The organism is Pantoea sp. X-Soil-OKNW-556 (assembly GCF_059730695.1).
This window is the reverse complement of the sequence record NZ_AP035990.1, coordinates 2,859,597-2,877,261: the sequence shown is the minus strand read 5'-3', so window position 1 is coordinate 2,877,261 and position 17,665 is coordinate 2,859,597. Positions and strand designations below refer to the sequence as shown.

Sequence of the window (17,665 nt, the reverse complement as noted above, 5' to 3'; positions counted from 1 at the left end):
CTTACAGCGCCGTCACGCCCCGCGTGGCGGCCTGCTGTTCCCACTGCAACACTTCATCGTAAAAGGCGCGATCCGGCGTAGCGAAGCCGCCGATCAGGCTGGTTGCGCACAGTTCCCGATAAGCCTCATCCTGCACCAACTGTGTCAAGGCGCTACGTAAGGCGGCCAGCGTCGGTTGATCGGTGCTGGCGGCGGTAATCAGCGGCAGCGCAGCACACAACGGCGTTTCACCAATAATCGTTAACCCGGCCAGCTCCCCGGGAAAATTGTGCAGCAACAATGCCCAGGTGATGCAATCAATGGCGGCAATATCCGCCTGCTGATGACGCAGGGCGGCCAGCGACTGACGATGGCTGCCGCTGAAACCTGTTTCGGCAAAGAATCTTCCCTGCTGCGCCAGCGGGGCCACCACGTAACGCAGCGAGTTGTAGCCGGAGTGCGAATCATCGCTGTTGCACACCGCCCGGCGACCACGAAAATCGGCCAGCGTCAGCGCTGCATCCTCGGCGCGAACCACCAGCCAGCTGCGATAACGCAAACCTTCACAACCCGGTGCGCTGGATTGAAATGCGCCCACCAGTTGCACATCCGGCAGCAGTTTTACCAATGGGTAGCCACAGGTCTGGCTCAGCAACAAGTCGTGATCGCGCCAGTGCGGCAGCAGATCGCTGTGCCACGCCACGCGGGCTGCCACGCCGCGCGCGGCCAGCAACTGCACCAGCGCATCCGTCAACGCTTCGGTGGTGGCATGGTTGATATCGTACATCGGTAAGGAAAACGTTTTAGTCATGGCGTACATCCTGTTTGCGAGCCGGGTGGGCGTTAACCGCAACCGGTCTGGCCCAAAAGCGTCGCAGCCATTCGCCATAACCCGCGACGCGAAACCCCTGGTTGCGTTGGAAATAGTCCTCGCGATGAAGCAGGTAAACGCGACGCAGGCCATACCACGGCAGGCCCGGCAGATCGTGATGTACTGAATGATAGTTGAGGTTAAGGAACAGCACGCGCCACACCAGCCCCGCTTCGTTATTCACCGAACGCGCCAGCGGTTCCTCCTCGGCGCGATGTTCATAGAAAGACCGGACTTTGGTCAGCGCCAGCGCCGGATAACTCACCGCCAGTACTAACCACAGCGGTGAATAACCCCATTGCGCCAGCCACCAGAACAACCCAGCCAACAGGCTGAGGTGAATCACCCACATGACGATGGCCTGCCTGTCGCGCTGACGAAACGCCAGCAGCAGCGCTCGCAGCGTCGCAAGAATGTCCAGCAATGGCCCCAGCAGCAGCCGTCCGGTGAACGTATTACGCAGATGGATCACCCGGCGCTGCCAGGGCTGCAAGCGCGCCCAATGTTGCGGTGTCAGATAATAGCTTTCCGGGTCGTCATCGGGATCGGTCAGGGTGTGGTTACGATGGTGCGCCAGATGTGAATCGCGATACAGACCATAGGGATACCACACCGCCAGCGGCAGAGTGCCGAACAACTGATTGAGGCGCGGCCAGCGGGTAGGGTGGCCGTGGATCAACTCATGCTGCAACGACATATACCAGGTGGTAAAGATAATCATCAGCAACGTTGTCGGCAGCCAGCCAAGTTGTTGCCCGAAAAATAACGTGCCAAACCAACCACCATACACCGCCAGCATCAGCAGCCAGGTTGGCAGTTCACTGCGCCATAACCAGCTACGCGCCAGTTGATGAACCTGTTCACGTTGTTGTGCGTTGATATAGGCGGAAGAACCTTTGGGCATGATGGCGACATTGTCCTGCTGGCTGAAAGGGTGTCGCCAGACGATGCGGCAAGGTCAAAAAAAACACAAAGACCTTAATTTTCTTACTTATGTCGAAAAACTTGATGAAGCGGGTGAAAACAATTGGCTATCAGTACGGACGCGGCTGACGTAACCTTTCAGCATCGAAAACGACTTACTTACGCCGGGGCGTAACCCGCCCGCGAGGAGAACAGTTCCATGAAAAAGATTGGCTTTTTATCCTTTGGTCACTGGACGCCATCATCACAATCTGCCACCCGTTCTGCTCAGGATGTGTTGTTGCAATCTATCGATTTGGCCGTGGCCGCTGAAGAGTTAGGTGCCGATGGCGCATACTATCGCGTGCACCACTTTGCCCGTCAGTTAAGTTCTCCGTTCCCCTTGCTGGCCGCTGTGGGGGCGCGTACCAAAAGCATCGAGATTGGTACTGGCGTGATTGATATGCGCTACGAAAACCCGCTGTACATGGCGGAAGATGCCGGCGCCGCCGACCTGATCTCCAATGGCCGTCTGCAATTGGGTATCAGCCGTGGTTCGCCGGAGCAGGTGGTTGAAGGTTATCGCTACTTTGGCTTTAACCCGAAAGACGGCGAAAGCGATGCCGATATGGGACGTCGTCATACCGAGGAGTTGCTGGAAGTGCTGCGTGGTGAAGGCTTTGCTAAACCCAATCCACAGCCGATGTTCCCAAATCCACCGGGGCTACTGCGCCTGGAGCCTTTCTCTGAAGGCCTGCGTGAGCGTATCTGGTGGGGTTCCGGCTCGAACGCAACCGCCATCTGGGCCGCGCAGCAGGGGATGAACCTGCAAAGTTCAACGCTGAAAGATGATGAAACCGGTGAGCCGTTCCATATCCAGCAGGCGAAACAAATTCGCGCGTACCGTGAAGCCTGGCAGGCAGCCGGTCATCAGCGCACGCCGCGTGTTTCCGTCAGCCGCAGCATTTTTGCTCTGACCAATGATATCGACCGTGCCTATTTTGGTCGCAGCGGTCAGGATCAGGATTCCGTCGGTTTCCTCGATGAGAAAACCCGCGCTATCTTTGGTCGCAGCTATGCGGCAGAGCCGGAACAGCTGATCAAACAGCTGGCACAGGATGAGGCGATTGCCGAAGCCGATACGCTGTTGCTGACCATTCCGAACCAGCTTGGGGTGGATTACTGTGCGCATGTGATGGAAGCGATCCTGACCCATGTGGCACCGGAGCTGGGCTGGCGTTAACGCAAAAACGCGCCGCTACAAAATCCTGCGATATTTTATCGGTGCGCATTATGCGCACCTTCATTTTTTACACCGGCGGATAGTGGGCAAATAACGCGGTGTCTTCCATCTGCTGCGCCACCTGCTGCAAACGCGGATAATGTTCTGCCGGCACCACCTGCGGAATAATCGACTGAATAAATCCCCAAATCACCGCGCTGCTGATCGCCACCTGATCCGGCTGTTGCGGATTGATCTCGCGTTGTTCCAGCTCGGCATTCCAGGCTTTACAGGCCGTCAGCAGTTGCTGTGTCACGCGGTCGAGCCACGGTTGATGCTGCTTCTCTTCTGGACGTAGCGTGCATTCGTACTGGAACTGCACCGCTTTATCACTGGCGGCCAACGCCAGCCCGAGAATCTGGGTATCTTTAGCCAGCGCAGTCGGCGCTGTGGGAAGCAACTTGCGGGACGTAGCGGCCTGGCTTTCCAGATAGTGCAGAATCAGCGACGAATCCATCAGCGTGCTGCCATCGGCCAGCACCAGCGTGGGGGCTTTGACCACACCATTAATCTGCGCGAACTGATCAAAGTGACGAAACACCGACAGCGACTGATGTTCAAACGCCATGCCGTAATGCGCGAGGGAAATTGCCACGCGGCGTACATAAGGGGAATCCAGCATACCAATCAGTTTCATCATGACTCCTTGTAAATCCTCAGTTTCTTTGCCCAGACAGTACCCCAGCCGCCGTGATTCAGCCAGCGACGCTTTCTAAGCGTTTTTGTTAGTAAAACTTACGCTTATTGTGGCAGGCTTAGGTTTTCATTATGTGAGGAACGGTGATGGCAGATTTCCCCCCGGTTGCCAGCCTGCGTAGCTTTGAAGCGGTAGCGAGACTGGGTAGCGTTACTCTGGCGGCGAAAGAGTTGCATGTTACCCATTCGGCCATCAGCCAGCAGATTAAAGCGTTAGAAGATCTGTTGGGGGTACGCTTATTCACTCGCCAGGTCCGCGGAGTACAGATTAACGAAGAAGGGCGGTTATATGCGATGCAGATCCGTGAAGCGCTGGGGCGTATTGCCGATGCTACGCGTCAGGTGCAGGTCAAACCGCGGCGCGCCGAACTTAGCCTGGCGGCGGTGCCTTCGTTCGCCAGCCACTGGCTGATGCCGCGGCTGCCACGTTTTCGTCAACGTTTCCCACATATTCATCTGCGCTTACAGGCCAGCTTGAGCGTCAACGATATGCAGCAGGCCACCACCGATATCGCCATTCGTATGGGTAAAGGTGACTGGGCTGGCGTCAACAGTCAGCTATTGTTTGCCGATACGCTGCTGGTGGTGGCGTCACCGCAGTTTAATGGCGGTAATCTGCCGCAGACCCCACAGCAAATTGCCGCCAGTGAACTCCTTTTTACCCTCGAATCCTGGGATAACTGGTGCCAGGCGGCGGGATTGAGTCAACCGATAGTACCGAATGGCCTGGTTACTAACGATTCAAACCTGATTTTACAGGCGGTACGACTTGGACAAGGTATCGCGCTGGAACGACGATCGCTGGTGCAGGACGCGCTGGATCGGGGGGAAATGGTGCAACTCAGCCCGTTCAGCGTGGATTACCCGTGGCCGTATTGGCTGGTGACGCGTAAGGAGAGTGAGAAGCGCGAGGAGGAGACGGCGTTTATTAGTTGGCTGATGGAGGAAGTGGCGCATTTCATAAATAACTAATTGAAAAATCACGATACGACCAGGGGGGATGCTTTATATTCGCGGCGGCATCGATTCTGTTTCCAGCAGGATGCAGGAAATTAACATACCGCCATTCCAGAAAGGAAACCTCAATGATTGATACTCAATCCGCCACGCAAAAACCGATAAACCGCCCATCTGGTGCCGATCTTGATAACGGGAGGATAAATTATAGCTGGGGAAATTGCCTCTCCGACATCGCTACCTCGCTGGTCAGGCCGGTGTCTGACGCCTGCTCATTGATATCTCTACCCCGCTCGGCATGCGACCTTGGACTGGGCATGCTAAATAACATCACCTATTTTCTCGCCCATCCGGCTTTTCTTAGTGGCTCGACGACGGCCCCGGTTCCTGGCGCTATTATCGGGGTAGGGGCCAACGTGCTGGCATCCGGGTTACACAGAACTAAAATACGCGACGTACAGTCTTTTATTGACCGTCTGCCCGCCTTGTACCGCTACTGTTTAAAGGATCGCAAGAAACTTATCGGCACGTTGGAGAGGATCATGGACGGACTTCAGCCACCTGAAGAGCGTGTTGCCAACTCCGGTGGAAAGCCGTGTGGTGAAGACGGGCGAAATGATAGTCAACAATTTGAACGCCATAAAAACAATATTAAAAGTCTGATCCGCTTTCTTCTCTATCCGGAATTTGAGTTGCTGGAACTGGTAGATCGGGTGTTTTCTTTGAGCGATACGCCGCAAAAAACCGTGTCGGTTGACGAAGTCGCTTTCCGTGCGAGAAACGCACTGGATGTACTTAAGGAGCGCAAAGAATGGGTAGAAAAATTTTTATCATATGTCACTGCGTTAAATAAGCTGCCGTTAAGATCAGAACTCATCCACTCTCAGCGGCAAATGAAAAATGAGAGGGAGCTGGCGGCGTCAAAAGAGGCATGGAACACCTTTACAACGGAGTGGTTTCGGTTGGCCGAAGTGTTAAGAAATATTCTGCTCGGGCTGACCGATTTACGAACGCATAGTAATCCATTGCTTCCGCTATTAGAGGATGCTTTACCGCTGACAAGTCATGCGACCGGGAATGTTTGGGAGCAATTACTACAGGATAATTGTGGTAAGCCTGCGCTGCATACATCCCAGTATCTGTTTGCGAGTGATAAAAACCATAAACCAGTCAAAGATGATATATTTCCGGAGTTTGATCCAACACCTGAACCCAAACGGGCTGCCATTCAGCGGAAACCGGAGCAGGACGCTCCGACGAGTCGGGATGGCGTCTCATTATCGCCACTGATTCAGAGTTTGACCGACAGTATTTCCACGACATTTCGCGGCATTGAAAACATAAGTTTATTCCCCCTGTTCTTACCGCTGGTGGAGGGGGCCGGGAAGGAGAGTGATTTAATCACGACGCAAACACCAGATGACATATGGCTACAACATCCAGAACTGCTACCAGACAGGTCCAATACTACCACAACAGGCGAAACCACCCCATTATTACGGAGGCTCAACAACCAGCTTTCAATCAGCGTTAATGGATCCTTAACTGAAACATCAACGGAAGAGAAAATAAAATCAATTATCTGGCAAGACTTTCTGGCTGCCCCTCCCGTTACCAAGATGTATGAATATAATTTATTATATAAGCATTCTGAAAATATGAGAATGCTCAGTTTGCAGGATAATATAATAAATGGCGAGGATGTTACCGTTGAGAATTTACTTAACGCATATGCGGGTGTCTGTAATAATGCTCTGAGTCAAGGTTTGACTGACGTTAATCAGTACGAGTTCAGTTTATTTGTTCGCACTCTGGTTAGAGGCGGTGATTTTGCCGTTTCACCAGAACAATTGATGACTAAAATCCTAAGTCTTCCTGATAAAAAAGAATGGCTGGCCAGTCTGTTTTTTAGCAGTCTTATCAAGGTTGATAAAGATATTATAACTTATGCTATGGACTCTTTTTATCAAAGAATAAAAGGTGATGTTAAAATATCTGATCTTCACTCAATAAAAGAAGCGGTATTATCATCATTGCCTGCTAGCAAATCTTCACCATCGCCGGGGGATACGAATGCTATAAAACATTCCCGACATCAAAACGAACAAGCTGAAAAGTTCAGACGGTTAAGTCGAACACAACTGGCGGCAATCAGGCAGATTATTGACCATAAAATAGCTGATCTGTTCCCGCTGGCAAATGTTAACTTGACTCATGGGGGGCAAACAGAAAATCATCCCTATCTTAATTACCGCGTACTTTCTCTTGAAGGTATTATGCTGAATTTTGGTGCAGCCTGCGCTAAAACCTATGACCTTTCTCTCTCAGTGAATGAAAATCCAGTTCAGTTGCAGTTTATTGCCTTGCTGACTCTGCTTCATGCCGACCCTGAATTTATGCCGCCAGATAGCAAGGATTATTTTAAATTGTATGATGAAGACCAAATCACAACATCTGCGGTGACAGAAAATAATATTAAGATTAATGAGGTTACGTCATCATTTAGAGGATTAGGTAAGTTATTAAAAGATCTGAAACAGGTTTATCATTTAAGTAATAAACTCTTCTCCGCGCATTTAGATTTTGCTGTTGCAATGAACGCATCAGATGAAAGCAATGATGATGCTAAAAAATTAACGTTAATAAAAGAAAAGTTTTCGAGGGAGTTTGTTGAGACATGTGAACATATTCTGTCTTCGCTGCCGATGGAAGCCAAAAATTACATTGAGAAAGCAGTCTCCGCTGGCACGCTCAGGGTCAAAGTAAATCGATTAATCATCAGTGTTAATGGCAATAAAAATAATGTTCCGTTAAATGCGGGGACTATTATCACTGTTCAAAATTTAGAGGGTATTATCACCCGCGCGTATCTGTTGAGTCCCTCGATGATGATCACCGATATGGTTAACTCCGGCATATGTGAGATCCCTGTTTCATCCCTTGAAATAAAAGATATCAGTAAATACGTCGAGCAGCATTCCCTCTTCTTTATTAATAAGTTTATCCCACATATGATGCATAAAAACAAAGCGGAGGATTATAAGTTTGCCATCCCTCAAGTTAAATTGATCAAACCCTTGTCGATTGCAGGATCTAACTGGACATCTCAGGTGTCAAATTTTACAGCAGAAAATATTCATGTTGTCTATCAAGCTGTTCAGGAGGAATTACCTGAAATACTGCCTCAGGCTGAAGCATTTAAGTGGTTTAATATTCAGCCTGAAGTGGCCCCTTTATTTCCTCTATTGCCGCAAGATGGCAAGTATGAAGAAAATAACGATGAGGCATTAAATAAATTAGACAATCTTTTAAATCAACTTCTTGGTTTTATCCCATTCGGAAGTTGTGTAAACTCAGTTGCGGATCTGATAAAGATAACAGAGATTACAAAAGAAGAATCTCAGAAAAAAATAATATTTATCAATAAAGCAGAAAAATTCAAAGTGTTGAAAAACGACACGGGGAAGGCGCCAATAGAGATAATAAGTAAGCCAGATGCTGGACCGCTTCGTATACAAGAGATAACCTCATCCACCAATGAGGGGCTGGACGAGGCGAAAGTGGCACTGGCTAATGATGGGATAGGTTGCATAGCCGACTTTATGTCATTGGGTACGGAGAAAGCGGTGCAGGATTTGCAACAAATTGCAGAGAAGGCACTAAAAAGAATCGTATTGAAGCATGATCTTCACCAGGAAAATGGCCCACGGAAGGTCAATGAATTCACGCCATTTAAAAATCATAAAGAAAATTCCTGGGGAAATAAACTTAAACAGCATGAGGCGCTTGCTCCTTTTGTCAAAGAAGTATCACCGGATAAAAAACCACAGACAGATACCTTCAATCTGGATAATATACCGCAAGATCATATTTATAGCGGAATTATTTATAATGCACCTGATGAATCCTTAACCATTGTTTTTAAAGTTGGCAATGATGAAAGGATGTATTCTGTCGAGGGTGCAGGGAATTTACTTGCCAGAAAATCAGATGGCTATCAGCTAAGATATTGGCGGGAAAAGATATCAGGTAAACAACTGGATAATATAGCCGGTAAATTCTTAGGTGGTCATGCAAAAAAAGAAGACCTTAAGCAGGCGGTAAAAGAAGAAATACAGTGGAATCATCTGGATGGCTACGCTGTGCCGGAGGGTGCTTTTGGCACGGCTTTTTCTCAAGTCGAAAAATTAGATAACAGCCCGGATATTTATTTTGATAAAAAATCAAAAGATTATTTCCTGAACAGGAATGATGGGTATATCAGGCTTGAAAAAAACAGCCCGGAGAATATTTTTAATGCGGTGGGTGAAAATGCCCCGCCTGACCTCAATGTACAAATAAAGGTAGAGCAGGATGGTAGTTATCGAGTTATTGATGATAGCCGGATCAAAGTCAGGACGATCGATGCGGCATTACATGCACTGAAAAAAACACATCAGGATAAACCCATTTTCAATAATGATATTTTTCTGTCAATGATTGGGCCAGATGAAACGTTAACCATGACCCAAACCCATGTTCTGCTATCACCTTATCAGTATGGTGATCTTTCGGAAAATGCGGTGAGATTTATTCAGGTACTTGAGGATAAAAATGGAGGGTTGCATTATCGTATTGGACCAAACGAAGAGGGGCGTTTTGTTCCATTAGATGCTGAACAGAGCGCCTCTGTGGGTAAGTTCTGTCGTGTTAAGAAAAGAGCGGGAACCCGTAAAGAGGGTTGCGTGCAAACGCAGATCGGTCAAAAAACGCTGTCGAGTGATACGGCACAACGCGTAAAGGAGCTGGATGATCTCTATCAGGCCCGTGATGAGTACAGAAATAGTGAATCGGAAACCTTTAAGATTTTGCAAAGTTATCAGCGGATAGATGAGCTAAAATCCGAGATAAATATAGATGATGATATAAAGTCGCTTATTGATAAGCATCGTGATCTGGAAGGCGCTGGTGTGGTGGAGAATTGGTCTGACAATGACTTTTTCTCTTCCATTGTTGATGCGGGTGAGTATTTTCTGATAATTGGCAATAATTTCTGGAAGAAAGTTGTTAAAAAAAGTCATGCGAATGAAAAGGAATTGGCTGAGAAAATTTCAGACATTACTCAGACTCTGGTCGATGCGAAAGCAAATAACAAAGAGCACGACTTCGTTTCGCGAAGAAAAGAATACAAGGATAAGTACTTAAAAACTGAAAATGAAATATGGGACAAAGCCTTATCAGAAGTGAATACCAGGGGAGCCGACTACAAAATTGATGGTAAACAAATTGTACATAACGAAAACACGAATTCATTGTATAAAAAACTGGGGCGTGCCTCTGATGAAACATTTTCGAGTGAGTATCCAGAAATAAAAACCATCATCGATGATGGTGTTAAAAAAACCAGAGAGATAGCCAAAGACGCTTTGGCTAATGGAAAAAGCGAACAAGATTTTTGGCGTTATTTCACCGAGTTAACCGGCATTGACCCCAGGGATTTATCACAGGAAATGCGGATTGATATAGAAGATAAGTTCTATGGTATTACTCAACTTTCTTCTGAGTTAACGCTGGAAGATATTGAGGTGCTTGAAGAGTTTAGTGTTCTTACCTCGCATCATTTACACGAGAAATCAACAAACCCACTGCGCAAAGAGATGGAGATATTCGGCAGTCACATCCACGGCTTTGTTGAGGGGGGCGACTATCCCATTCATATTGCGGTCAATAGCATTAAACTCAAAGAGCTGCCGGAAACGATAATTCATGAAACTGGCCATCTTCAGGGAGATGAGTTTTTTGACAAGGAAATTTATACCGATCTGGAAACAAATATCGCGTCTGACAGGAAACAAAACCTCCCGGCACTGGTTAAGATATTGTGCCATTCTCCGCTCGCATTAGCTAAATATCTGAAGTCAATTGGCGAGAGTGTCGGGATTGTCTTTCAAAAGGTAGGGCGTTCTGTCCTGGAGGAACTCAATTACAGGAATTCCGAATTGGCAGATTTGGTGGGTTACGGCGCAAATGAAAACGTAGCACAGATTAACGAGCATGCCTCCAGGATAACCGAACTCGAAAAAGCGCTAAATGACCTTGCGAAGGTGGTCCGATCCCATGATTTTAATCACGAATCAATTGATAACCTCGTCAGGTTCATGTCTGAAGCGGGTAACGCACAGCATCGGGCTGCGGGATTGATAATGCATCCCGATATTTTCGCTGCAATGGTTCAATATATTGCCGCCCCTGCGCGCGTTAAGAGGTCGGTTGAGACAGACAGCAGCCAGGATAATGACGCGACTCTGTTTAGCAAGATGGTGACAGTTGGGTTGGCTAAACGGGTGTTCACCACTCAGCTACAGTCCCGGAATTTGACTCATGGGGAAGCCCTGCTATCGGTGAATTTCTTCACCTCACCTTCTTTAGAGACTTCGACAGTAACGGCGCAGGCGTAATCTACATCACGCGATAAATCGCGCCGCTACAGGCAAAAAAAAAGCAGCCTTTTCAGGCTGCTCTTTCTTCGAATTTGGCTCCTCTGACTGGACTCGAACCAGTGACATACGGATTAACAGTCCGCCGTTCTACCGACTGAACTACAGAGGAATCGTTTGAACGGGGCGCATAGTAACGAGCGAGCCGCGGCTTGTCAAAGCCCTTTTGCACAAATTGTTCTGACTGCTGAAGAAAGCAGCATTCTCCCGGTCTGTGGGAGAAAAATCCCGGAGCGGGTCTTGCAGGAAAATGGAACATCCCATCCATAAAGGAAATAAATGGCAAGCTTGATTGTGATGGCAGTCACTAACTCTATGAAAAATTACATTCTGATTTGTCGTTTTTGTCAGATTCATCGCATGCATGATCACAGATATTTCATTTGGCCGTTGTGGCTGTTAAGGGTGAAATTTATATTCCGTATCACTTCTTCTGTGAACCCAGGATGTGCAGTATGAACAAAGTCAGAATCGGCATGATTGGCAGTGGTTACATCGGTCGTTGTCACGCAATCGCTTATGCGCAGGCACCCACGGTATTTGCCCTGAAGGGTGAAATCGTGCGTGAGATGCTGGCGGAGGTCAATCCGGCGCTGGCGGCCAAACAGGCGGCAACCTTTGGCTTCGCGCGTTCAACCGGTGACTGGCGTGAGCTGGTGCGTGATCCCAATATTGATGTGGTGGATATCTGCGCCCCCAACTTCCTGCACAAAGAGATGGCGCTGGAAGCGATCCGCAACGGTAAACATGTCTATTCCGAAAAGCCGCTGTCGCTCTCTGTCGCCGATGCGGAAGAGATGGTGCAGGCTGCGCAGCAGGCCGGGGTAAAAACCCTGGTAGGCTTCAACTATATGAAAAACCCGACCAGCCAACTGGCACGAGAAATCATTGCCCGTGGTGAAATTGGAGATGTGGTGCATTTCTACGGTACCCACAACGAAGACTATCTGGCGAAAGCGGAAACGCCGCTCGACTGGCACTGCCAGAAAGCGCTGGCGGGGCTGGGCGCACTCGGCGACCTCTCAGCGCATATCGTCAATATGGCGCACTATCTGGTGGGCGATATCGCAGAAGTCAGTGGCGATATGATGACGGTCATTAAGCAACGCCCGGACCCGAAAGATGCCAGCCGCCTGTTGCCGGTAGAAAATGAAGATCAGGCCAGCGCGCTGCTACGCTTCAAAAATGGTGCGCATGGCGTATTTGAAACGTCGCGTATCGCCTGCGGCAGCAAAATGGGGCTGACCTATGTGGTGACCGGCACCAAAGGCACGCTGCGATACACCCAGGAGCGAATGGCGGAGCTGGAACTCTATATCCACGATGATCCGGCCGGACGTCAGGGTTTTAAAACCATTCTCACCGGCCCGGCGCATCCGGATTATGCCAACTTCTGCGTTTCAGCCGGACACGGTATTGGTTTTAACGATCAGAAAACCGTCGAAATTCGTGATCTGATTAACGGCATCGCCGCAGGTGACCGGATGTGGCCAGACTTCGCGGAAGGATTACAGGTTCAGAAGGTGCTGGAAGCGGTGGCGATATCTGCCACCGAACGACGCTGGATGACCGTATAATATTCTGCGTTGCCCAACGGCGCGTTCAAGCGCGCCGTCAGGTCGCCATCTGCCACCACAACTTATCCAGCGCATAGTAGCGATCGCGTTCCATCTCCGGTTGATACAAATCGCGTTTCCACGGTTTCGCCAGAATATAATGCAGATTCTTAACCTCTTCGGCGTGCCACAGCTCAGGATGCTGGAAAGGTAAGGTCTTTAACGCGTTGTAGATATAAGGCAACGGCAACCAGCGCCCGGCAAACACCTCATTCAGCAAATCCTGCTCGGAAAACGGGTAGCGGCGCAAATCGTCAATGGTGGCAACTTTCTCCTGCAACTGCCGGAAGACCGCCATATCAGGTTTCAACACCAAAAAGCCGCCATTGAGATACAGATCGACGTTGGCGGGGGCAGGTTGCTGGCGCTCCTGCCAGGTGTAGTGGCAATGCTCTGGCTGCCAGCTGGCGGGATAGCTGGCAATTTGATTCGGGTTGCAGCGACAGGCATGGCAGGCGGCGAGGGCATATTCACCCAAATCGAGGGTGAACAGTTCGTCCATATTGCGCAGTACCAGCATATCGGCGTCGAGAAACACCACGCGCTCGCAGCCGGTCAATTCCCAGACCCGCAGCTTGCTCCACACCTCGCCAAACTGCGCCGAGGCATAGTGCTGCGCCAGATCGCTTCGCGGTGTCAGCGGCACCACCGGATGAATGACGCAGCCCTCGGCCTGCAAGGCTTCACGCGTCGTCTGGTCAATGGCATCGGTGACCATCACCACCAGCGGCCAGCGGCTGGCGCTTTTTTTCAACGAACGGTGCAGCGCGTGCACGCCCACCAGATAATCGGGTTGTGTTAATAAAGTGACCCAGGCAAACATACTTTCCTCTCGTCAGGCTTAATCGAAAAGGGCGGTAACGTAGTCGTTGCTGAAACGTCGCTGTGGATCGAGCTGCTGGCGCACCGCGCGAAAGGCATCCCACTGTGGATAGATATCCCGCCAGGTGTAACGCTGCGGATCGTAATATTTTCCCCAATGGGGGCGGCCACCCTCAGCCGCGAGCAGCTTTTCCACTTCAGTAAGAAAATGCAGGCCTTCCTGCGATAGCGAACCGTCGTCGGCGTAGTACACCACAAAACCAAAAAAGCAGGTGGGCTGTTGATACGCCGGGCTGAGCCATGCCGACGATGGCCCGGTACAGCGCAGAATAATCGGGTAATGCATATGTGGATGTTTTGCCGCGTACCATGCTTTAATTTTCCCGATGACAGCGGGCGTTCGCGCCAGCGGGACACCAATCTCCACATTGATCTGCGGCACCGCAATGCCACGGCAAAATAACTGATAGATATCGCCGCTGATGTCGGTGAAGTCGCGAAAACGCGTCACGGTGCGGAACTGTTTACCCCCTTTGCCGTGAATCTGCGTATCGCGATGCATCTGGGCCAGCGTCTGATCGATAGTTTCATTCAGGCTGCTGTCGGTCCCCTCGCCATGTTCAATCACTTCACGCTGGTTGGCGTAGTAACGTTGTTGATCCTGGGGATTGGCTTCTTCGGCATTCCACACATGCAGCAGATTGTCGTCAACAAACCACCAGGCTTTGCTCAGTTCGTATTGCTGATTCCAGGTCAGCAGATCCTGACCGAGGTTGTCAGCCGTAACGGCATATTTATGGCAGGTAAACAGGCGAAAAGGGCGGGTGCGTAACGTGACGGCTGTGATAATGCCTAATGCGCCCAGCCCCACCTGTACAGCAGAAAAATCGGCATCATCACGGGTGAACTCCCGCAGGCTGCCATCCGCCAACACCATGCGAATGCGAGTCGCTTCGTCAGCCAGTGAACTTTGATCCAGCCCCTGACCGTGGGTGCCGGTTGACATCGCACCCGCCAGAGTCTGGACCGCAATCACGCCCGGCGAGGAGGCCAGCATGCGATCCATCCCTGTCAGGGTGGTATAGATCTGCTCCAGTTGGGTGCCAGCGGCAAAGGTGACGCTCTCATCATCGACAGCGATCACCCCCTGCATTGCGCTGAGATCCAGTAGCAGATCCTGTGCCCCGACGCCCAGCATCCGGCCTGGTGACAGACGGCTGCCGAGCACGCGTACTTTGCCTGTGGTCTGACGTAGCAGCTGTTGTAATTCCGCTTCGCAGGTTGGCCGCTGTAGCTGGGCACGCAGACCGACGACGCTATTTTGCGCCCAGTTCCACAGACGGTTTTCGTTATCGATGTTGGCGGTGTGGCGTAAAGGATAAAGGTGGGAATCTTTCACTACGGCGTTCCTTAGTCTGAGGTCTGTGATGGTCCCATTGACTAAAGCGTAGACCATCACAGCGCAGCCGCAGACTAAGGGGCTTTGCGGATATAACGGAGCGTGGCGGTAACCGCCAGTTGGCGATTGCGGTGGATACTCTCCTCTTCACTGTTATCCGGGCTAAACAGCGCGTTAAAGGTATAACGGTTGGAGACATGATGGACGCAGATGCTGCTTATCAGGCGATGCACATCAATGGTATTCACGCCGGTGATAAAAATGCCCTGCTGTTGCCCGCGCGACAAAATGTCATCGAGCAGGTCGAGGGCACTTTTATTCAGCGCTTTAATACGTTCTGATTGGGTGATGTAGCGACCGCGCAGCAGGTTTTCGGTGCAGACCAGCCGCATAAAATCCGGGTGCGAAACGTGGTAATCGAAACTGGCTTCTACCAGTTTGGTCATCGCCTCTTCCGGGGCCATCGCCGCGAGATTCAGCCCGGTTTCATGCTGACGAATCGCCTGATAAACCTGCTCCAGCACCTCGATATACAACTTCTCTTTATTAACGAAGTGATAGACCACCATACGTTTGGTGGTCTGAGCGTGTTCAGCAATCTGCTCCAGCCGTGCCCCTTGCATACCGAATTCGGCAAAGGTTTTCAGTGCGCCAGCAAGGATGCGTTTCTTCAGCCCTTCAGGGTCATTTTTACGTTTGGTCGTTTCTGACATAGTGCTCAATAACAAGGTGCGAAAAGGTGATGTTAGCACAGCATGCCGGGTGAAAACGTAAGGCTGTGCGCTTTATATGCTTTTTGTGAATAACAATTCTGAAATCGAGATTAAGTGATAATAAGTCGCTGCGTATACTGCGCTGATTCCCGGCCCGCGAGCCGGGCCATGCGCGCCCGATGCAGGTGAACCATGACACTACTCTTTCCCGATGACATTTCATTATCGCGCCGTGCGGCCACGGATACGACAGATATTGTGCACCGTGCACCGGTGGTGGTTAACGTACGCGATCTTTCTCGTACGTTTGGTGCAACTCATGCGCTGCGCAAACTCTCTCTGACCGTCAATCAAGGCGAAATCCTCGGTATTATCGGCCGCAGCGGTGCCGGGAAATCGACGCTGATTCGCTGTCTTAACGGCCTGGAACAGCCGGACGAAGGCGTGATTGAAATCGAGGGGCGTGCGATCAGTGGGTTGTCGGAACAGGACCTGCAAGCGGTACGTAGCCGGGTTGGCATGGTGTTTCAGCACTTTAATTTGCTCTCGGCGAAAACCGTGGCGCAGAACGTGGCGTTGCCACTGAAAATTGCCGGTGTGGCGAAAGCACTGCGTCAGCAGCGTGTTGCGGAGTTATTGCAGCTGGTGGGGTTGTCCGATAAAACGGATCACTATCCGGCGGCACTGTCGGGTGGTCAGAAGCAGCGCGTGGGGATTGCCCGGGCGCTGGCGGGAAAGCCCGCGTTGCTGCTGTGCGATGAGGCGACCTCAGCGTTAGATCCTGAAACCACCCGCTCCATTCTGGGGTTGCTGAAATCTCTTAATCAGCAACTTGGCATCACCATTCTGTTGATCACCCATGAGATGGAGGTAATCAAATCCGTCGCGCATCGGGTCGCGGTGATCGACGCCGGGGAAATTATTGAAAGCGGGCCGGTATGGCAGGTATTCGCCCATCCGCAAACCCCACTGACACAAACTCTGCTGCGCGGTTTGCTGCCCCAGTTGCCGGAAAATCTGGCGGCGCGTCTTCAGCAACAGCCTGTCGGTGAAGCCATTTATCGCGTTGATTTTGCTGGTGAAGATGATCAGGGCGATTTACTGACGCGCCTTGCAACGCGCTGGCCGGGGGCATTCCGTTTATTGCAGGGTGGGGTAGACCACATTCAGCACTACGCGGTAGTCCGTTTCTTTATTGCGCTGCCGCAGGCGCAACAGCAACCCGTCATCAGTTGGCTGCAACAGCAGCAGGCACAAGTGGAGAGAATCGGCTATGTCACCGGTAATGATTGATTTAATGCTTAACGCCATTGGCGAAACCTTGCTGATGACGCTGGTTTCTGGCTTGTTTTCACTGGTTGCCGGGCTGCCATTGGGTTTGATTTTAGTGGTGACCAGTCCCGGTGGCATTGCCGAACACCGGCTGATTAATCAGGTGCTGGGGATCATCATCAATGGGTTTCGATCCTTACCCTTCATTATTCTGCTGGTGGCGCTAATCCCGTTTACCCGTTTTCTGGTTGGCACGTCGCTGGGAACCTGGGCGGCGATTGTTCCGCTGTCGATCACCGCGACGCCTTATTTTGCCCGTGTAGCGGAAGTGTCCTTGCGCGAGGTGGATCGTGGCCTGATCGATGCTGTGCGTGCTATGGGAGCCAGTAAATTGCGTATTGTCTGGGAAGTGTTAGTACCGGAAGCGTTACCGGGTATTCTGGCGGGATTCGTCGTTACGTTGGTGGCGTTAGTGGGTGCCTCCGCGATGGCCGGGGCGATTGGTGCCGGTGGCCTGGGGGATCTCGCGATTCGCTACGGCTATCAGCGTTTTGAAACCAACGTGATGCTGGCGGTGATCGCGGTGCTGATCATTCTGGTATGCGGTATTCAGTGGCTGGGTGATCGACTGGTGGCAAAAGTGGATAAGCGTCATTAATGACGATTTCCTCGTAATGGC

Annotated in this window: 12 protein-coding genes and 1 tRNA gene; 6 read left to right on the top strand and 7 right to left on the bottom strand. The window is 50.8% G+C overall.

Features of this window, described 5'->3' with window-relative positions; translation table 11 throughout:
• Position 1: 1 nt before the first annotated feature.
• Positions 2 to 790 (bottom strand): phosphate/phosphite/phosphonate ABC transporter substrate-binding protein, encoded by a 789-nt coding sequence (locus AC6I8T_RS13530; protein ID WP_497834015.1) that lies wholly within the window; start codon positions 788 to 790, stop codon positions 2 to 4.
• Positions 783 to 1,754, bottom strand: coding sequence for a fatty acid desaturase (locus AC6I8T_RS13525; protein WP_497829213.1), 972 nt, complete (start codon positions 1,752 to 1,754; stop codon positions 783 to 785). Before AC6I8T_RS13525 ends, AC6I8T_RS13530 begins: the two co-directional genes overlap by 8 nt.
• A 219-nt stretch (positions 1,755 to 1,973) precedes the next feature.
• On the opposite strand from AC6I8T_RS13525, the gene AC6I8T_RS13520 reads away from it, so the two are divergent.
• Positions 1,974 to 2,996, top strand: coding sequence for an LLM class flavin-dependent oxidoreductase (locus AC6I8T_RS13520; RefSeq protein ID WP_021182731.1), 1,023 nt, complete (start codon positions 1,974 to 1,976; stop codon positions 2,994 to 2,996).
• Between the two features lie 67 nt (positions 2,997 to 3,063).
• Here the strand turns inward: AC6I8T_RS13520 and AC6I8T_RS13515 are convergent, their stop codons facing one another.
• Complete coding sequence (locus AC6I8T_RS13515) at positions 3,064 to 3,672, bottom strand: glutathione S-transferase (protein WP_021182732.1); 609 nt, start codon at positions 3,670 to 3,672, stop codon at positions 3,064 to 3,066.
• 146 nt (positions 3,673 to 3,818) lie between these two features.
• On the opposite strand from AC6I8T_RS13515, the gene gcvA reads away from it, so the two are divergent.
• Together gcvA and AC6I8T_RS13505 are read left to right on the top strand one after the other, a co-directional pair.
• Positions 3,819 to 4,703 (top strand): transcriptional regulator GcvA, encoded by an 885-nt coding sequence (gene gcvA, locus AC6I8T_RS13510; protein WP_208724029.1) that lies wholly within the window; start codon positions 3,819 to 3,821, stop codon positions 4,701 to 4,703.
• Positions 4,704 to 4,816: 113 nt separating this feature from the next.
• Positions 4,817 to 11,125, top strand: a complete 6,309-nt coding sequence (locus tag AC6I8T_RS13505; RefSeq protein ID WP_497834014.1) for a hypothetical protein — start codon at positions 4,817 to 4,819, stop codon at positions 11,123 to 11,125.
• Positions 11,126 to 11,200: 75 nt separating this feature from the next.
• Here the strand turns inward: AC6I8T_RS13505 and AC6I8T_RS13500 are convergent.
• Positions 11,201 to 11,276 (bottom strand) — tRNA-Asn (locus tag AC6I8T_RS13500).
• A gap of 343 nt (positions 11,277 to 11,619) precedes the next feature.
• On the opposite strand from AC6I8T_RS13500, the gene AC6I8T_RS13495 reads away from it, so the two are divergent.
• The gene (locus AC6I8T_RS13495) at positions 11,620 to 12,741 is read left to right on the top strand and encodes a Gfo/Idh/MocA family protein (protein WP_497834013.1); all 1,122 of its coding nucleotides are present in this window, start codon (positions 11,620 to 11,622) and stop codon (positions 12,739 to 12,741) included.
• A gap of 37 nt (positions 12,742 to 12,778) precedes the next feature.
• Here the strand turns inward: AC6I8T_RS13495 and AC6I8T_RS13490 are convergent, their stop codons facing one another.
• Genes AC6I8T_RS13490 through AC6I8T_RS13480 form a run of 3 tightly spaced genes read right to left on the bottom strand, consistent with a single transcriptional unit; the run spans position 12,779 to position 15,714 of the window.
• Positions 12,779 to 13,603 (bottom strand): glycosyltransferase family 8 protein, encoded by an 825-nt coding sequence (locus tag AC6I8T_RS13490; RefSeq protein ID WP_497834012.1) that lies wholly within the window; start codon positions 13,601 to 13,603, stop codon positions 12,779 to 12,781.
• An 18-nt stretch (positions 13,604 to 13,621) separates the two neighbouring features.
• A complete protein-coding gene (locus AC6I8T_RS13485; protein ID WP_497834011.1) occupies positions 13,622 to 15,058 on the bottom strand; it encodes a D-arabinono-1,4-lactone oxidase in 1,437 nt (478 codons plus the stop codon).
• Positions 15,059 to 15,075: 17 nt separating this feature from the next.
• Entirely contained in the window at positions 15,076 to 15,714 is a 639-nt protein-coding gene (locus AC6I8T_RS13480) for a TetR/AcrR family transcriptional regulator (protein ID WP_021182738.1), read from the bottom strand.
• Between the two features lie 192 nt (positions 15,715 to 15,906).
• Between AC6I8T_RS13480 and AC6I8T_RS13475 the strand changes: the two genes are divergently transcribed.
• Complete coding sequence (locus tag AC6I8T_RS13475; protein WP_302474896.1) at positions 15,907 to 17,007, top strand: methionine ABC transporter ATP-binding protein; 1,101 nt, start codon at positions 15,907 to 15,909, stop codon at positions 17,005 to 17,007.
• Positions 16,988 to 17,644, top strand: a complete 657-nt coding sequence (locus tag AC6I8T_RS13470) for a methionine ABC transporter permease (RefSeq protein WP_036624884.1) — start codon at positions 16,988 to 16,990, stop codon at positions 17,642 to 17,644. Before AC6I8T_RS13475 ends, AC6I8T_RS13470 begins: the two co-directional genes overlap by 20 nt.
• Positions 17,645 to 17,665: the final 21 nt, after the last annotated feature.